The organism is Romboutsia sp. MSSM.1001216sp_RTP31141st1_G3_RTP31141_220114 (assembly GCF_039031195.1).
Classification (GTDB): Bacteria; Bacillota; Clostridia; order Peptostreptococcales; family Peptostreptococcaceae; genus Romboutsia_C; species Romboutsia_C hominis.
On the sequence record NZ_JBCIUO010000004.1, the window covers coordinates 28,864 to 44,546 of the forward strand.

General features: G+C 26.6%; 17 protein-coding genes and 1 riboswitch. Of the genes, 3 read left to right on the plus strand and 14 right to left on the minus strand.

What is annotated here, in order from left to right:
- Positions 1 to 32: 32 nt before the first annotated feature.
- From ABCP60_RS08215 to ABCP60_RS08235, 5 genes are all read right to left on the minus strand, one after another.
- Positions 33 to 788 carry an ATP-binding cassette domain-containing protein gene (locus ABCP60_RS08215; RefSeq protein WP_092922970.1) on the minus strand — a complete coding sequence of 252 codons (756 nt, stop codon included), beginning with the start codon at positions 786 to 788 and terminating at the stop codon, positions 33 to 35.
- Positions 788 to 1,801 (minus strand): iron chelate uptake ABC transporter family permease subunit, encoded by a 1,014-nt coding sequence (locus ABCP60_RS08220; protein WP_092922967.1) that lies wholly within the window; start codon positions 1,799 to 1,801, stop codon positions 788 to 790. Before ABCP60_RS08220 ends, ABCP60_RS08215 begins: the two co-directional genes overlap by 1 nt.
- Entirely contained in the window at positions 1,791 to 2,744 is a 954-nt protein-coding gene (locus tag ABCP60_RS08225; protein WP_166504826.1) for an ABC transporter permease, read from the minus strand. The genes ABCP60_RS08220 and ABCP60_RS08225 overlap by 11 nt, the downstream gene beginning before the upstream one ends.
- A gap of 264 nt (positions 2,745 to 3,008) precedes the next feature.
- The gene (locus ABCP60_RS08230) at positions 3,009 to 3,197 is read right to left on the minus strand and encodes a hypothetical protein (protein ID WP_092922961.1); all 189 of its coding nucleotides are present in this window, start codon (positions 3,195 to 3,197) and stop codon (positions 3,009 to 3,011) included.
- Positions 3,198 to 3,230: 33 nt separating this feature from the next.
- Positions 3,231 to 3,431 (minus strand): hypothetical protein, encoded by a 201-nt coding sequence (locus ABCP60_RS08235; protein WP_166504825.1) that lies wholly within the window; start codon positions 3,429 to 3,431, stop codon positions 3,231 to 3,233.
- A 362-nt stretch (positions 3,432 to 3,793) separates the two neighbouring features.
- Between ABCP60_RS08235 and ABCP60_RS08240 the strand changes: the two genes are divergently transcribed.
- Positions 3,794 to 4,618, plus strand: coding sequence for a MerR family transcriptional regulator (locus tag ABCP60_RS08240; RefSeq protein WP_092922954.1), 825 nt, complete (start codon positions 3,794 to 3,796; stop codon positions 4,616 to 4,618).
- A 150-nt stretch (positions 4,619 to 4,768) separates the two neighbouring features.
- Here ABCP60_RS08240 and ABCP60_RS08245 read toward each other — a convergent pair whose 3' ends face one another.
- From ABCP60_RS08245 to thiS, 5 genes are read right to left on the minus strand one after another with little or no spacing between them, the layout of a single operon-like run.
- The gene (locus tag ABCP60_RS08245) at positions 4,769 to 5,395 is read right to left on the minus strand and encodes a thiamine phosphate synthase (protein WP_166504824.1); all 627 of its coding nucleotides are present in this window, start codon (positions 5,393 to 5,395) and stop codon (positions 4,769 to 4,771) included.
- Positions 5,395 to 6,498, minus strand: a complete 1,104-nt coding sequence (gene thiH, locus ABCP60_RS08250) for a 2-iminoacetate synthase ThiH (protein ID WP_343101586.1) — start codon at positions 6,496 to 6,498, stop codon at positions 5,395 to 5,397. Before thiH ends, ABCP60_RS08245 begins: the two co-directional genes overlap by 1 nt.
- Before the next feature lies 1 nt (position 6,499).
- Positions 6,500 to 7,276, minus strand: coding sequence for a thiazole synthase (locus ABCP60_RS08255; RefSeq protein WP_166504823.1), 777 nt, complete (start codon positions 7,274 to 7,276; stop codon positions 6,500 to 6,502).
- A 19-nt stretch (positions 7,277 to 7,295) separates the two neighbouring features.
- Complete coding sequence (gene thiF / locus ABCP60_RS08260; protein ID WP_166504822.1) at positions 7,296 to 8,102, minus strand: sulfur carrier protein ThiS adenylyltransferase ThiF; 807 nt, start codon at positions 8,100 to 8,102, stop codon at positions 7,296 to 7,298.
- Position 8,103: 1 nt separating this feature from the next.
- Positions 8,104 to 8,298, minus strand: a complete 195-nt coding sequence (thiS, locus tag ABCP60_RS08265) for a sulfur carrier protein ThiS (RefSeq protein ID WP_166504821.1) — start codon at positions 8,296 to 8,298, stop codon at positions 8,104 to 8,106.
- 130 nt (positions 8,299 to 8,428) lie between these two features.
- A riboswitch (TPP riboswitch) is annotated at positions 8,429 to 8,540 on the minus strand.
- 224 nt (positions 8,541 to 8,764) lie between these two features.
- Between thiS and ABCP60_RS08270 the strand changes: the two genes are divergently transcribed.
- The gene (locus ABCP60_RS08270) at positions 8,765 to 9,541 is read left to right on the plus strand and encodes a type II CAAX endopeptidase family protein (protein WP_166504820.1); all 777 of its coding nucleotides are present in this window, start codon (positions 8,765 to 8,767) and stop codon (positions 9,539 to 9,541) included.
- A gap of 93 nt (positions 9,542 to 9,634) precedes the next feature.
- Here ABCP60_RS08270 and raiA read toward each other — a convergent pair whose 3' ends face one another.
- Together raiA and ABCP60_RS08280 are read right to left on the minus strand one after the other, a co-directional pair.
- Positions 9,635 to 10,165, minus strand: a complete 531-nt coding sequence (raiA, locus tag ABCP60_RS08275) for a ribosome-associated translation inhibitor RaiA (RefSeq protein ID WP_092922933.1) — start codon at positions 10,163 to 10,165, stop codon at positions 9,635 to 9,637.
- A gap of 140 nt (positions 10,166 to 10,305) precedes the next feature.
- Positions 10,306 to 11,757, minus strand: coding sequence for a DEAD/DEAH box helicase (locus ABCP60_RS08280; RefSeq protein WP_195237920.1), 1,452 nt, complete (start codon positions 11,755 to 11,757; stop codon positions 10,306 to 10,308).
- Between the two features lie 605 nt (positions 11,758 to 12,362).
- On the opposite strand from ABCP60_RS08280, the gene brnQ reads away from it, so the two are divergent.
- Positions 12,363 to 13,652 (plus strand): branched-chain amino acid transport system II carrier protein, encoded by a 1,290-nt coding sequence (gene brnQ / locus ABCP60_RS08285; RefSeq protein ID WP_092922927.1) that lies wholly within the window; start codon positions 12,363 to 12,365, stop codon positions 13,650 to 13,652.
- A gap of 77 nt (positions 13,653 to 13,729) precedes the next feature.
- On the opposite strand, the gene ABCP60_RS08290 is transcribed toward brnQ, so the two are convergent.
- Together ABCP60_RS08290 and ABCP60_RS08295 are read right to left on the minus strand one after the other, a co-directional pair.
- Complete coding sequence (locus tag ABCP60_RS08290) at positions 13,730 to 15,097, minus strand: cation:dicarboxylase symporter family transporter (RefSeq protein WP_092922924.1); 1,368 nt, start codon at positions 15,095 to 15,097, stop codon at positions 13,730 to 13,732.
- A gap of 128 nt (positions 15,098 to 15,225) precedes the next feature.
- Positions 15,226 to 15,561 carry a helix-turn-helix domain-containing protein gene (locus ABCP60_RS08295; RefSeq protein ID WP_092922921.1) on the minus strand — a complete coding sequence of 112 codons (336 nt, stop codon included), beginning with the start codon at positions 15,559 to 15,561 and terminating at the stop codon, positions 15,226 to 15,228.
- Positions 15,562 to 15,683: the final 122 nt, after the last annotated feature.

The window sequence follows — 15,683 nt, forward strand, 5'->3', positions numbered from 1 at the left end:
TGATTATCTTTATCATTAAAACCTTAAATTTTTTAGAAATAAATACAAATTTTATCTCCATTTATCTCTTGAATATCAAATTTCATCTCATATATTGCTTCTAATACTTCCTTATTTATTATCTCATCAGTCTTTCCATGCTTTGCTATTTTTCCATCTTTAAGTGCTACTATATAATCTGAATAGCAAGATGTATAATTTATATCATGCATAACTAAAATTACAGTCTTTCCTAGCTCATCACATAAATTTCTAAGTACCCTCATCATTTCAACTGAGTGCTTCATGTCTAAATTATTAAGTGGTTCATCTAAAAATACATATTCCGTATTTTGAGCTATAACCATTGCTATGTAAGCTCTTTGTCTTTGTCCTCCACTTAATTCATCTAAGTATCTATCTTCTATACTTTTAAGCTTCATATATTCTATTGCTTCATCTATATATTTATTATCTTCTTCTGTAAGCCTTCCTTGACTATGTGGAAACCTTCCAAAGGCAACAAGCTCTCTTATTGTAAGCTTTAGATTTATATGATTAGATTGTTTTAATATAGCTATTTTAGTAGATAATTCTTTATTATCCCAATCTTCTAATCTCTTTCCATCTATAATAACTTCTCCACCATCTTTTTTCATTAACCTAGTTATTATAGATAGGGCAGTACTTTTTCCAGCTCCATTTGGGCCTATAAAGGATGTTATTTTTCCTTTTTCTATATTTATTGAAACATTGTCAACTACTGACTTATTTGAATATTTTTTTATTATATCTTTTACTACTATCATTATGCTTTACTCTCCTTTAGCAATAAGTATATAAAATATACTCCCCCTACAAAGTTTATAATTACACTTAGAGTTGTATTAAAGCTAAATACTCTTTCTACTAAGAATTGACCACCAACTAATGTTGATATACTTATAAGAATCGATGCTACTATTAAGTAACTGTGCTTATATGTGCTTAGCAGTTGCTTTGTTATATTTACTACTAATAGTCCTAAGAAAGTTATTGGACCTACTAAAGCTGTAGATATTGATACTAATATAGATACTACTATTATCATCTTTTTAACAACTTTATCATAATCCACACCTAAATTTATGGCATTATCTTTACCTAAACATAATACATCTAAATACTTAAGTTCATCATATATAAATGGTATTATTGCTATTAAAATTATGGATGCTATTAAAAGTATTTCTGTATTTACATTCCCAAAACTTGCATGTAGGCTATTTTGAAGAGTAGCATACTCATTTGGGTCTATTACAACTTGCATGAAAGTAGACATACTTTTAAACAAAGTTCCAAATATCATCCCTACAAGAAGTAAGAAAAATATATTATTCCCACTTTTTTCAAAAAGTTTCTTATATAAAACAAAAGATGCTACAACCATTATTACTACTGATAATAAAAAGTTATGACTTTTACTTGCTATAAATTTGCTATCTATTCCAACAATAAATACTATAAGCGTCTGAACTAATATGTATAAAGAATCTAAACCTAATACACTTGGTGTAAGTATATTATTATTAGTTATGGTTTGAAAAATCATGGATGAAAAAGCTATACATCCACCTGTTAATACTATTGCTATTAACTTAGGTATTCTTTGGCTCATAGCATAATCTATATGTTCTGGATTTACCCCTGCTATTAAGAATAGTGCTGAAAATGCAATAACCATTAATCCTATTAAATATATAATTCTTTTTTGCCTGTTTTCTTTTTGTAATCTAATATTTATATTTTTACTAGGTAATTTATTTACACTACTAACTTGCATATGACTTCCTCCTTAATATCATATAAAGGAAAACTATACTTCCTATAACACCAACTGTTAATCCTATTGGTATTTCATAAGGATATATTACAATCCTTGAGAATATATCACATGTTAACACAAATATTGCTCCAAATAACCCTGTATGCCATATACTATCTTTTACATTATCACCTTTATAAATTGATACTATATTTGGTACTATTAATCCTATAAAAGGTATACTTCCTACTGTTGTTACTACACATACTGTAACTATTGCTACGATAATTAACCCTAAGTTCACAACTTTATTGTAATTAAGTCCTAGGTTTGTCGCAAAATCTTCACCCATACCAGCTATAGTAAATTTATTTGCATAAATATATGCAAGTATTATCATTGGTATTGTTATGTATAATATTTCATAGTTTCCTTTAAGTATCATAGAGAAATTTCCTTGCATCCAAGAAGTTATATCTTGCATTAAATCATATTTATATGCTATAAAAGTCGTCATTGAACCTATTATATTTCCAAACATTATACCAACTAACGGTACAAACACAGCATTTTTAAACTTTAAACTTTTTAATATTTTCATGAATATAAAGGTCCCACCAAGAGCAAATACAAAAGATGTTATCATTTTGCTACCCATAGTTGCATTTGGTAGAATTAGCATCGCAAATATCAGTCCTAATTGAGCTGAATCAATAGTAGCTCCTGTTGTTGGAGATACAAATTTATTTCTACTTATTTGTTGCATTATAAGACCGCATATACTCATTCCTATTCCTGCAACTAATATACTTATTAATCTAGGCAATCTGCTTATTAATAAAATATTTAATTGTTCTTCATTTAAAGTTAATATATCTACTATCTTTATGTTATGTACTCCTAAAAATACTGATATTGCAGATAATATTATCAATATTATTCCTAAGTATCTTTTCTTCATCTTTCCTCCTAGCTATAACCTTATATGAAAATACATATCTCTTGAAATTAATTTTCAACTTACTTTTATTGTATTGATAATTATTATCATTGTCAATATTTTTTTATTTATTAATAATTATTAATTTAAATTTTTATCTTCAAAAACAAAAATAAGCTCTTACATATATTAACGACTTGTTTTCATTTATATGACAAGCACCTAATAATAGTGATTTCTAAATATAATATAAAATAAGAGGAGAATGAATAATCTCCTCTTATTTTAATATTTAGCTATGTCTATTCCACCTAAGGCAATATGAGCAACTCCTGCTCCCACTAGAAGTGCACCTGCCATATTTTTATAATCTTTTCTATTGAACTTCTCTTTTTTATTTTGCTTAGCATCTAACATCAATCCTGTTGCTGTTACTACTGTTCCTAAAGCTACTGGTATTAATCCTTTTTTCATATTACTACCTCCATAATGATATTATTTTATTATTTATCTAAATTTATTATTTGGGTTACCTACTCTATTATGACTTTTAGGCCCTGCGCCTGCTCTAGTTATACATCTTTTATTCCCATTACTGTTTATTTCTGTTATATTCTCTCTATCAGTATTTGTATTCTCACTTTCTGTGTAAAGTAGTTGCTTTCCCAAATTTCTTAATCCATCCATAAAAGAATTATTATCTTCCACTACCTTCACTCCTTTTTATAATCTATTTAACATTAGTTTGTTCATTATACAAAATCAAATACACCATAATTTTTGCAATAAAATCTACTTATCTTCTTTTTTTTAATTAATATCCATTTGTGGATATAAAATACTTATATTTTCCTTAAAAAATTTTAATTTAATTTTTACTAATAAGTAAAATTTCCATTTGTTAAAACTTCCCTTACACTTTCCATATCTTCCTATTATAAAAATTTTATTATTTTTATAGTATTTACTTTTGAATTGGAGACTATCATAAATTAATGCTAATTAGTTTAATCTTAAACATTTTGTGTTATATTTATAATTAAACTATTATATTATCTGGAGTGTTTTATATGAAAATTAATAAGAATATACATTTTACTACTGGAGAATTTGCTAAGCTTTGCAAAACTAGTAAGCAAACTCTTTATCATTACGATCAAGTTGGAATTTTTTCTCCTGAAATAAAAGGAGATAATAATTATAGATATTATTCTTATCAACAAATAGAAACGTTTGGAGCTATAACAATGCTAAAGGATATTGGTATGCCTTTAAAAGAAATAAAAGAATACTTAAGTAAGAGAAATCCCAATGAATTAATTAATTTACTAGAAAAGGAACGTATAAATGTAATCAATAAAATAGATAAGTTAAACCAGATAAAACTCTTTATTGATAGAAAAATTGAATACTCCAAAGATTTTATTAATAATTATACAGATAAAGTCAGCATTTTACCATTACAAGAAGAATACATATTTATTTCAAAAGTTTTTAATTGTTCTACAGATAAAGAAGTTTATGAGGCTTTTTCTGCTCATATAGGTCGTTGTGAAGATAGAGGTATAGCTTACCCCCATTTTTTAGGTGAAATGCTTGAATACAGTGATATAGCTAATGGTAATTACTTAGATTATAAATATATATATAATAAACTTCCTAATAAAGAATATTCTAATTTTACTAAAGCTAAGGGATTGTACATTGTTGCATATCATAGGGGTAGTTATTATAACACTAGCATTACTTATAATAAGATTTTAAAGTTTATAGAAGAAAATAATCTATCTGTTCAAGGTCATTTCTATGAAGATATAATACTTGATGATTTAGCAGTTCAAGAATATGATGATTATGTAATAAAAATCTCAATAAAAGTTAATTTATCTAAATAAAACTCATGATTTAAATGGTATTAACTTTAAATTCTAATCCTTTACTAGATCAAAGATTGTAACTATTTTAAATAGTAAAATACATAAAAATACCTATTTATAATAAAAGTTAGCGTCTAAAATAATAAAAATTATTTTAGACGCTAACTTTTAATCTATATTATATTCATTTATTGTTTTTTTTATATTTTTACTACTCATTAGGTTAGACATAACAGCTATATCATCACAATAATCTACTATGTATTTGACATTGCTAGGTGTTATTCCACCTAATGCAATTAAATTTATATTTGAATTAGTAAGTAAAGAATTGGCCTCTTTTAATATTTCAATTCCTTTAGGTTTTAAGTTTTCCTTACATTTAGTTTCATATATGTGTGATAAAAATATATAATCTGCATTTCTTTTTAGTACTTCTACTATATCTTTTATACTATGAGTTGATACTCCTAATATTTTATTAAAGTTTTTGATATCTATATACTCATTTGTATCTTTTTTATTTTTTTCATCATAAATATCTATAAACTTATCAAATGGTAAATGTATACCGTCGGCATCAACTCTTTTAAATACTTCTATATTGCTATTTATTATTATCTTAGTATCTTTATTTATATTTTTTTTAATCTTAAGATATAAATTTTCTAGCTCATCATTACTCAGATCTTTTTCTCTTAGTATTATATTTTTAACGCCACAATAAGATGCTTCTTTTATAACTTCAATATACCTATCATATTTGCATAGATGCCTATTCGTTATTAGATACATTAAAACCTTTCCCAATCTTTAAATATTTGTTGGTATCCAATATCTTTTAACATGGCTTTTATATCACTAACACTACTTTCATCACTAATTTTAAATTGAGATGTATCTTTACTATTTTGAGAATGCCCTCCTACATTTGTTGATACACCTGCACTTAATTTTGTAACTCCCAAAGGTATTAAATTTCTTCGCAATGATAAGCTTTCTCTAGTCGATAAATTTATACCACCTTGATTATCAAATAATCTCATAACAACCATAGCTTGTACTAAATCATTATCATTGATATCAATTATTTTTTCATAACATCCCTTAAATGGTCTTATTCTAGGTATTGAGTATGAAACGTCTACATGTGGATATTTTTTTCTTAAATATCTTCCATGCATTAATGTAAAAAAAGTTTCTTTTCTAAAATCATTAAGACCAAGTAACGAACCTATTGATACACTTCTCATTCCAGCTTTTATTCCTCTTTCTGGTGAGTCTAATCTATATTTATAATTAGATTTTGGACCTTTTAAATGTACCTCTTTATAAATATTTTCATCATATACTTCTTGGTATACAGTAAGCCCTTCAACGCCTTTATCTACTAAATATTTATACTCTTCTTCATCCATTGGATAAACTTCTATTGTAATAGATGGAAATTTATCTTTAAGAACTTCTACAGCTTCACCTATATACTCTACGTCTGAATGAATCTTACTTTCTCCAGTTAAAAGCAACAAATGCTTAAATCCCTCTTTAGATATTTCATTTCCTTCTATTTTAATTTCATTAATGTTGAGCTTTTTTCTACTTATTCCAGAATCTATATTATATCCACAGTATAGACATTTATTTACACAATAGTTTACTATATACATAGGAGTATACAAAAGTATAGTCTTTCCAAAATATCTATTAGTTATCTCGTGTGCTTTTTGTGCCATTTCTTCCAGGTATTTAGTGGCTTTTTTAGATAATAAATTTAATAAATCATATTCATCTAAATTATCCTTTTCTAAACTTCTTAAAACATCATAATTTGATACATTTTCTAGATATTTATCTATATCAATATCTTTATACTTTTCTATAACATTATAAAAACTCAAATTAAACACCTACTTCACTTAAAAATCCAGTAAGAGGTGAAGATGCATTTGCAAAATTGCTTACTCTTCCTGTTTTAGCTAAATATGCTTCTCTTCCACCTTCAACTGCTAATTTGAAAGCATTCGCCATTTTTATAGGGTCGCCTGCACTAGCTATTGCAGTGTTTACAAGTACTGCTGCTGCCCCCATTTCCATAGCTTCCATAGCCTGAGATGGTTTTCCAATTCCTGCATCTACTATTATTGGTATATCTAATTCTTCTATCATTATTTTTATCATTTCTTTCATTTTAAGCCCTCTATTAGAACCTATTGGTGCCCCAAGTGGCATAACTGCTGCTGCCCCTGCTTCTATTAGCCTTTTGCCTGCATATAGATCTGGACTCATATATGGAAGAACTACAAATCCTTCATCAGCAAGTATTTTAGTTGCTTTTATAGTTTCTTCATTATCGGGTAATAAGTATTTTGTATCACTTATTACTTCTATTTTTATAAAGTTTCCACATCCCATTTTTCTAGCTATTCTTGCTATCCTAACAGCTTCCATATGATTAGTCGCTCCTGATGTATTAGGAAGTATTGTCATATTGCTAGGTATATGTGATAGTATATTTTCTTCTGTATTGTCTAAGTCTACTCTTCTTAGTGCCATAGTTATTATTTCACTGTTACTTGACTCTATTACTCTTGGTAACATATCATTTGAACTATATTTTCCCGTTCCTATTAAAAGTCTACTATTAAACTCATGTCCGTTTAATATTAATTTATCCATTTTTATCCCCCACATAATCTTATTTGTCTTCTATCAATATTTTTGTTGCTAAATTAGCCATGTGATTAGCACATATAGCCACCCTTGGTGCCATAAGCCCATCACCTTCTTTAGCTTCATTTATCTCATCTCCACATATGTAAAATTTATCTCTGATTTTTCTTGTTTTTATTATGTTAGAATCATAATATCCTGCCACTCCAGATGAGGATATTAAATATTTATCTCTCATTTTAGTTAAAATGTTATTTGCAATTTCTGCTTTGTACTTTGGATTATCAAAAGCCTCTATTATTATATCTACGTTCCCAAATTCATGTATATTTGATGAATCTATTATTTTGTTTATAGTTTCAACTTCTATAAATGGATTAATATTTTCTATATTATTTTTAAGTGCCTCGGTTTTATATTTTCCTATATCATTTATAAAATATTGTTGTCTATTTAAATTAGATGGTTCTACTATATCAAAGTCTGCTAGTATTAATGTTCCTACGCCTATTCTAGCTAAAGATATAGCTATATTTGAACCCAATCCACCAATACCTAATATTGCTACTTTTCCATTTTTTAATTTGTAGTGAACATTTGGAGTATGTCTGCTAACCATAAGATTTTCTAATTCTTCAAATTTTGGAATTTCACCCCTTTTTATTAATGTAACTCTATCATTTTCATATAATTCTAAATCTACATATGCATCTACTGGATGACCATTTAGTATTATTATATCTGCATCTTTTTTATATTTTTCTTTAACTTTATCTACTGTAACTATATCTTCATCAATATTTACAAGTAGCTCATTTATAAAAAGTTGCATCTTATCCCCCTCCAACAAACCTTATGACTTCTATAACATCTTCTTCTCTTAGTATATAGCTATCGTATTGATTATTTTCAATTATGTTTAAATTTATCTCTACTACTACGCTATCTTTTTTTACTCCAATATCTTCTAATAACTTTGATATTGTCATATCTGATTTAAATTCAAACTCTTCCCCATTTACCTTCACTTACATTTCCTCCTTTTAAGGATTATCTTTTATAAGATATAAAAATAATTATATAAATTTAACTTTAATAGCATTAAAAAAGCACTCTCTTTTTATAGAGAGCGCCTTATTTAACTAAAAATCTAGGTACATTAAAATATACGAGCTTCCCTACGTAAGAATTATCTTAATCAGGTTCTTAGAGTCTGAAAGTTATGGCTTTACTTCTCAGCTATCCAATCATAGCTCCCCTAGCTTTTATTTATTTTTACAAGTTGAGTGTAGCACAATGTATTTTCATAATCAACAAATTATTAGTTTATAAATAAACTATATATATATATTTATTATACGAATTTTATTTAATTTCCCTATTAAATTAGTTAGATTTCTTATGTATAATAATTATATAGTTATTCAATAATTTCAATATACTTTGAATTATTCTATAAATTAATTCTTATAAAAAATTCGGAGGCGAAAAAAATTGATTTCAAAAGATACAAAGTACTTTTTTATAGTACTAATACTTTTTTGTATAATTGGATTTACAGTAACTATATCTACAACACAACTCAATATTTTAATATATGGTTCTCCTATTTTTATGTTATTTTATGCACTTTCAGGGTATTCTCCTGCTTTAGCTGGATTAATTACCGCTAAAAAGTTTTTGTCTAAAGATGAATTTGATAGATTTTTAAGGAACTGTGTAAATGCAAACAGGAGTCTAAAGGAATATTTATATGTTATTATTGCCGCTTTAATACTTTGGACCGTTCCATATATAGTAGTTGAAATGTTTAGAGGCTATGGTGCCTTACTAAAATCCCCATTAATATTTTTAAGTTGGTTAACTCCTATAATGATATTTGGGGGAGGATTAGAGGAAATAGGATGGAGAGGTTTTTTACTTCCTAAATTACTAAAGAAATATTCTCCTTTTAAAAGTTCTCTAATAATAGGTATTATTTGGTCCTTATGGCATCTACCTTTATGGTTTGTAGTTGGTACACCACAACAACATACTAGTTTTATTCCATTTGCTCTTAGTTGTATTGCTTCTTCTTTTGTACTTACTTACATATACATGGAAACTAATAGCATTTGGCTTTGTATATTATTTCATGCTTTAGATAATGCTTGTTCTTATGTATTTGAGTATGATGTGGATTTACATATAATTATAGCTCTAGCAACTTGTCTAGCTGGTTTTATTATATTTTATATATCAAAAAAATGTATAAAACTAAAATCTAAATAATTCAAGTTATATTAATAATAATAAGCTATTTTTTAATAATAAAAAACGTATTGAAATTTTCAATACGTTTTTTATTATTAAATGTTTATGGTATTACACTTGTTCTATAAGGCCATATCCATCATGTCTTTTATATATAATACTTGTTTTATTTGTCTCTATATTTCTAAATAAAAAGAATTGATGTCCTAATAAATTCATTTGAACAATTGCATCTTCTGGAGTTATTGGCTTGTCCATTTTAAATTTCTTTCTTCTTTTTATTACATCGTCATCTAAATCTATTTCTTCATATTCCTCTATATTATCAAATCTTATACTTTCATTTTTTCTATTTCTTCTTATCATTTGTGTTTTGTATTTTCTAAGCTGTTTATAAAGCTTATCATATAATAAGTCTATTGCTGAATATAAATCTTCTTGGCATTCTTCAGCTCTAACGATAGTTCCATGTTTAGTATATACTGTCGCTTCAATACTTTGATTTTTTCTCTTTACATCTATTTTAACATGTACATCAAAATCATCATTAATATATTTTTCTAGCTTTTCAAACTTACTTTCAATTTTTTCTCTTATTGCCTCTGTAACTTTTACATGCTTTGAAATTATTTTTACGCTCATAGTATGTACCTCCTGTATCTGGACTACATTTTTAAATATACAAGTTATCTTGTATATTTAAATAATAACAGGAAAACAATTACATTTTAAGGCTATTATTATATATTTTTTTGGTGTATTATAGAAGTTAAGGGGGTTTTTTATCTACTATCTTTTTTTATTTTTACCATCTTCTTTTTTACACTAATCTCTTTATACTTCTTTAATATAATTTCACCTTTGTGATTTAATATATCTACATAAGAACAAAGGTCTTGTACCTCTATTACACCTATATCTTCATTATTTATTCCCTCTATACTATTAAGAGCTCCAACAATATCTATAACTCTTATTTTCTTTTTCTTTCCAGCATTTAGGTATAGTCTCGTTACTTCACTGTGAACCTTTTTTTCTTCATTTCTATTTTTTCTATTTTTTAAAACTTTTTTATTATTTTCTTCAAACTTAGCTTTTCCTAAAGCAATATCTTCTTTTTTTATGTCATCTAGATCTTCTATTTTATATCCAATATAATGTTCTATTTCTTCCATATACTTTTCATCTTTTTGATTTACCATAGTTATAGATTTTCCAAAGCTTTTTTTTCTACCTGTCCTACCTATTCTATGTATATAGTTTTCTTTATCTCTAGGCACATTAAAATTTATAACTAAAGATATGTCATCTATATGTATACCTCTACCAGCTACATCTGTACTTACTAGTATATTAAACTTACCATTTTTAAAATCTTTTATCGTAAAATTTCTTTTGTCTTGAGACATATCACCATGAAGTTCTGTTACTAAAAACCTATCTTCCTTTAAATTTTTATAAAGTTTTGTAACAGTTTCTTTTGTATTGCAAAATATCATAACTGATACTGGAGCCTGAGAATATATTATATTTTTTAAAGTATCATACTTTTTTTTATCCTCTACTTTGACTGTCTTTTCTGATATTTGTTTATTATTTAATAAATTTTCATTTTTTACTTCTACCATTTCTGCATCTTTCATATATTCTAAGCAAATATTTTTTATATCTTTATCTATAGTCGCTGAGAATAGTCCTTTAATGCTATTTTTAGGTATACTATTAAATATAAACTCCATATCTTCTACAAACCCTTTTTTAAGCATTTTATCTGCTTCATCAATTATAAAATATCTTATACTTTCAAGGTTAATTGTACCCCTACTTATATGATCAATTATTCTTCCTGGAGTTGCTACTACAATATGAACTCTTTGCTTTAACTCCTTTATTTGATCTTTCATAGGTTGTTTTCCAAATATAGCACTACATCTTATTTTCTTCAATCTACCTATATTAGATATCTCTTCTTTTACTTGAAGTGCTAACTCTCTAGTGGGTACAACTATTAGTGCTTGAAGATTGTTATTATCCACTTCTACTGTTTCACATATTGGTATAGCAAAGCTCGCAGTTTTTCCACTCCCAGTTTTTGATTTGACTATTATATTTTCATATCTTAATAACCTTGGTATAACTTCACTCTGAACTTTCGATGGTGAATTATAGCCTAAATTATACAATGCTTTTAATATATCTTTATTTAATTTTAAACTCTCAAATTTATTATTCATTTAATTCCACCTTATCTAATTTTACTATTATTGTTTTATTAACCATCATAGAATATGGCTAATATGTTTATTTTATTTCAATGTTTTATTGTATTATGATTGTCTTTTTATTTTATTACTTTTATATTAGCATTTAACTAATATACACTAAATTTTTATTTTTTTCTATAATTGCTATTACTTAAGCCTTTATAATTTACTGCATATTTATAAAATATTTTTTACTTTAATTATAAAATAATTTGTATAAATTTTCTGAAAAATATTATTGACATATTCCCTTTAACTATATATAATCAATTTAAATATAAATTTTTTAGGAGAATATAAATATGATAATTAATACAAATCTAACTAACAATAAACAATTAAATATATCTTATTTTAGCTTTTGGCTATTGTAGTTGGTTTGTATTTATGAACGATAGATTAATCGTAGATACAAACTGGTACTTGTTTGTATCTATGATGGTGAAAGCTAACTTGTTATGTAAAGCCACATAGATAATACTATGTGGCTTTTTTATTTATCCTAGGCAAAATAAAAGTCACATGGTACATACTATGTGGCTTTTTTATATATAAAATAAAAAAGAGGTGTTATTATGAAAAAAAATATTGATATTATTGTTATTGGTTTCGCACTATTTTCAATGTTCTTTGGAGCAGGTAATTTGATTTTCCCACCATACATAGGTGTTACCTCTGGTAGCAATTGGCTAATGAGTTTCTTAGGGTTTATAATTGCAGATGTTGGTATAATACTACTTTCTATCAATGCAATAGCAAAGGCTGGTTCATTCCAAGATGTTATTGGAAAAGCTGGCAAAAGATTTGGGCTTACTTTAGAAGTAATAATGATGTTGTGCTTAGGTCCAATATTAGTAGTGCCTAGAACTGGTGCAACTACATTTGAAATGAGTATACTTCCTCTAAATAACTCATTTAATCCAATAATATTTTCAATTTTATTCTTTACACTAGTGTTTATATTAACTATAAAACCAAGTAAGGTTATGGATATTATAGGTAAATTTTTAACGCCTATACTTTTAGCAGCGTTAGCGATCTTAATAATCAAGGGGATATTATCTCCTATTGGTGAGTTAAATACTAATATTTCTTCTGATAATCTATTTATGAGAGGTGTAACTCAAGGTTATCAAACTATGGATGCCCTTGGATTAGGTGGTATAACTGCACTTGTTATGTCATCTTTCTTAAGTAAAGGTTACAGAAATAAGAAAGAAAATATAAGCCTTACGATAAAAGCATCTTTAATTGCAGGTATTGGGCTTACACTAGTTTATGGTGGACTAGCTTATCTTGGAGCTACAGTTTCTACGGTGTATGATGCTAGCATTTCTCAGACAGAATTACTAGTTAATATAACAAATCTTTTATTAGGAAATACTGGTACTATATTATTAAGTATAGTTGTTGCATTTGCTTGCTTAACAACTTCCATAGGATTAACTTCTGTTACAGCTAAGTATTTCGAAGATGTAACTAATAGAAAACTAAAATATGAATACATAGTAACCTTTATATGTGTATTTAGTGCCATATTTTCTAATTTAGGCGTAGATAAAATAATAGCTATTGCTGCTCCTATACTAACAGTGTTATATCCTGTTTCAATAGTTTTAGTTCTAATGAGCTTGTTTGGAAAAATATTTAAGAGAGATTCTGCTTTTAAGGGTGCTGCTTATGCAACATTATTAACAAGCTTGCTTACAGTACTTAGTAATCTAGGTATAAATATCCCTTTTATTAACAATCTTCCATTTGCTAATATAGGATTTAACTGGGTTATTCCTGCACTAATTGGAGCTTTTTTAGGCAAACTAATAATTAAAGAAAATAGTATATGTATAAATTCAAAGATTTCTTAATAAAAATATTCATATAAAAAACTAATAAAAAACCTTCAAATAATTAATAGTTGTTTGAAGGTTTTTTATAGATTTTATTAACTTATTTTATCTTTTTCAATTTTATCTAATGAACTAGCAACTGCTATTGCTGAAGCCATAGTTCCATTAACATTAAGCATTGTACGTCCCATATCTAATATTGGATCTATAGCAAGTATTCCACCTAATAGCGGGAAATATGCTCCCATACCCATACCTGATATAACTACTGAAACTGACATTGTTGCAGTACCTGGTATCCCAGCTATTCCTAACGAACTTATAGTTATTACTATAAGTAACATGATATAAAAACTAAAGTTCATAGGAGTACCAGACATATTAGCTACAGTAATTGCCATTAATGCTGGATAGATTCCTGCACAACCGTTCATTCCCATATTAGAACCTAAACTTCCTACAAAACTTGCTATACCTTGATCTACTTTAACATTATCTGTAAGTGTTTCTATTGTTACAGGCAATGTTCCTAAACTTGATCTAGATGTAAATGCTAATATAAGTGGTTTAGATACATTTTTTAAGTATTTTATAGGATTTACCCCACTTAAAGTTATTATTACTAAATGTACAATAAACATTATTGCTACACTTACATAAAGAGCTATTATAAAGTCCATAACATCTAATATTGATGTTACACCTCTATCTATTATCGTAGTAGCCATTAAAGCAACTACTGCATAAGGCATTAGTTTTATTACTGTTATAGAAACACTTATTATTATTTTATAAAATGCTTCTACTAAATCTACAAATGGTTTTATTATTTCTGAATACTTTTTATTAAGTCTCTTTACTGCTATACCTAAAAATCCTGCAAATATTACTACTGCAACTACATTAGCTTGTGCCATTGCATTTACTGGATTTGATGGTAATAAACCTCTTATAGTATCGACTATTGGTGTAACCTCTCTTATTTCTCCACTTTTTACTATCGCTTCGTGTCCTACTCCTAAGTTAAATAAATTTCCAACTACTATACCTATTATTGCTGCTATCGCTGTTGTTCCTAATAACATTACAATAGTCTTTCCTGTTAATTTACCTAGGTTTTCACCTTGCTTTAAGTTCATTATTACTCTTACTATTGAAACAAACACAAGTGGAACTACTAACATTTTTAATAAATCCATAAAACCATATCCAAATAGCCCATACCATTTAGATACTTCTGTTAACCAAGTTACCTTAGTAGGATCTTCTGGGAATCCTGCTATAGCATGGACTAATACTCCTAGTCCAATCCCTAATACTATTGATAAAATCATTAATTTATTAAATTTTATCTTTTTACTTAATTTATTTATTACAAAAAACATTCCTATTAAAATTGCTATTGATATTAAAGTCATATAATTCGTGACCATAAGAAATTCTGAAAAAAACGTATAATTCATGTATTGCCTCCTTCCGATTATTTTTATATAAAGTAAATGAGCTCATACCTGTTTTTTATAATATAACAAGTATGAGCTCTTGTATCAACTGGTAACTTTTTTGTAACCAGATTAATATCTATATAAAATTAACAATCACATTTAATATGTTTGTTACTCCAAAGTATCATAGTTTCCATTATTGGAAGTAACGAAACACCACATTCACTTAAATAGTATGTTGATTGGATATTATTTTTTAATTCTTTTTTGTCATTAATTACTATTCCATTTTCGATTAAAAATTCTAATTGTTGAATTAACATCTTCTTGCTACATCCTTCTATGCACCTTTGTAATTCTCCAAATCTTTTTTTATCATTACCAATTTCCCATATTATTTCACATACCCATTTTTTTCCGAGTATGTTTGATATGAATTTTAATGGACAATTATTTTGCTTGATATTGTTCAAACTATACATTAACGACCTCCTTTTAATTATTTTATATAGATTAGCTTATAATATAACTATCATTTTGTCCATTTTTATCTTTATAAAATACTTAAAATAAAAAAATTACCATAAACCCTAAGATTTATGGT

Bases quoted from the DNA above. Each gene is read 5' to 3' on its own strand.
- ABCP60_RS08215 (WP_092922970.1), bottom strand. From the start codon at position 788: ATGATAGTAGTAAAAGATATAATAAAAAAATATTCAAATAAGTCAGTA.
- ABCP60_RS08220 (WP_092922967.1), bottom strand. From the start codon at position 1,801: ATGCAAGTTAGTAGTGTAAATAAATTACCTAGTAAAAATATAAATATT.
- ABCP60_RS08225 (WP_166504826.1), bottom strand. From the start codon at position 2,744: ATGAAGAAAAGATACTTAGGAATAATATTGATAATATTATCTGCAATA.
- ABCP60_RS08230 (WP_092922961.1), bottom strand. From the start codon at position 3,197: ATGAAAAAAGGATTAATACCAGTAGCTTTAGGAACAGTAGTAACAGCA.
- ABCP60_RS08240 (WP_092922954.1), top strand. From the start codon at position 3,794: ATGAAAATTAATAAGAATATACATTTTACTACTGGAGAATTTGCTAAG.
- ABCP60_RS08245 (WP_166504824.1), bottom strand. From the start codon at position 5,395: ATGTATCTAATAACGAATAGGCATCTATGCAAATATGATAGGTATATT.
- ABCP60_RS08255 (WP_166504823.1), bottom strand. From the start codon at position 7,276: ATGGATAAATTAATATTAAACGGACATGAGTTTAATAGTAGACTTTTA.
- thiF (WP_166504822.1), bottom strand. From the start codon at position 8,102: ATGCAACTTTTTATAAATGAGCTACTTGTAAATATTGATGAAGATATA.
- raiA (WP_092922933.1), bottom strand. From the start codon at position 10,165: ATGAGCGTAAAAATAATTTCAAAGCATGTAAAAGTTACAGAGGCAATA.
- ABCP60_RS08280 (WP_195237920.1), bottom strand. From the start codon at position 11,757: ATGAATAATAAATTTGAGAGTTTAAAATTAAATAAAGATATATTAAAA.
- brnQ (WP_092922927.1), top strand. From the start codon at position 12,363: ATGAAAAAAAATATTGATATTATTGTTATTGGTTTCGCACTATTTTCA.
- ABCP60_RS08290 (WP_092922924.1), bottom strand. From the start codon at position 15,097: ATGAATTATACGTTTTTTTCAGAATTTCTTATGGTCACGAATTATATG.
- ABCP60_RS08295 (WP_092922921.1), bottom strand. From the start codon at position 15,561: ATGTATAGTTTGAACAATATCAAGCAAAATAATTGTCCATTAAAATTC.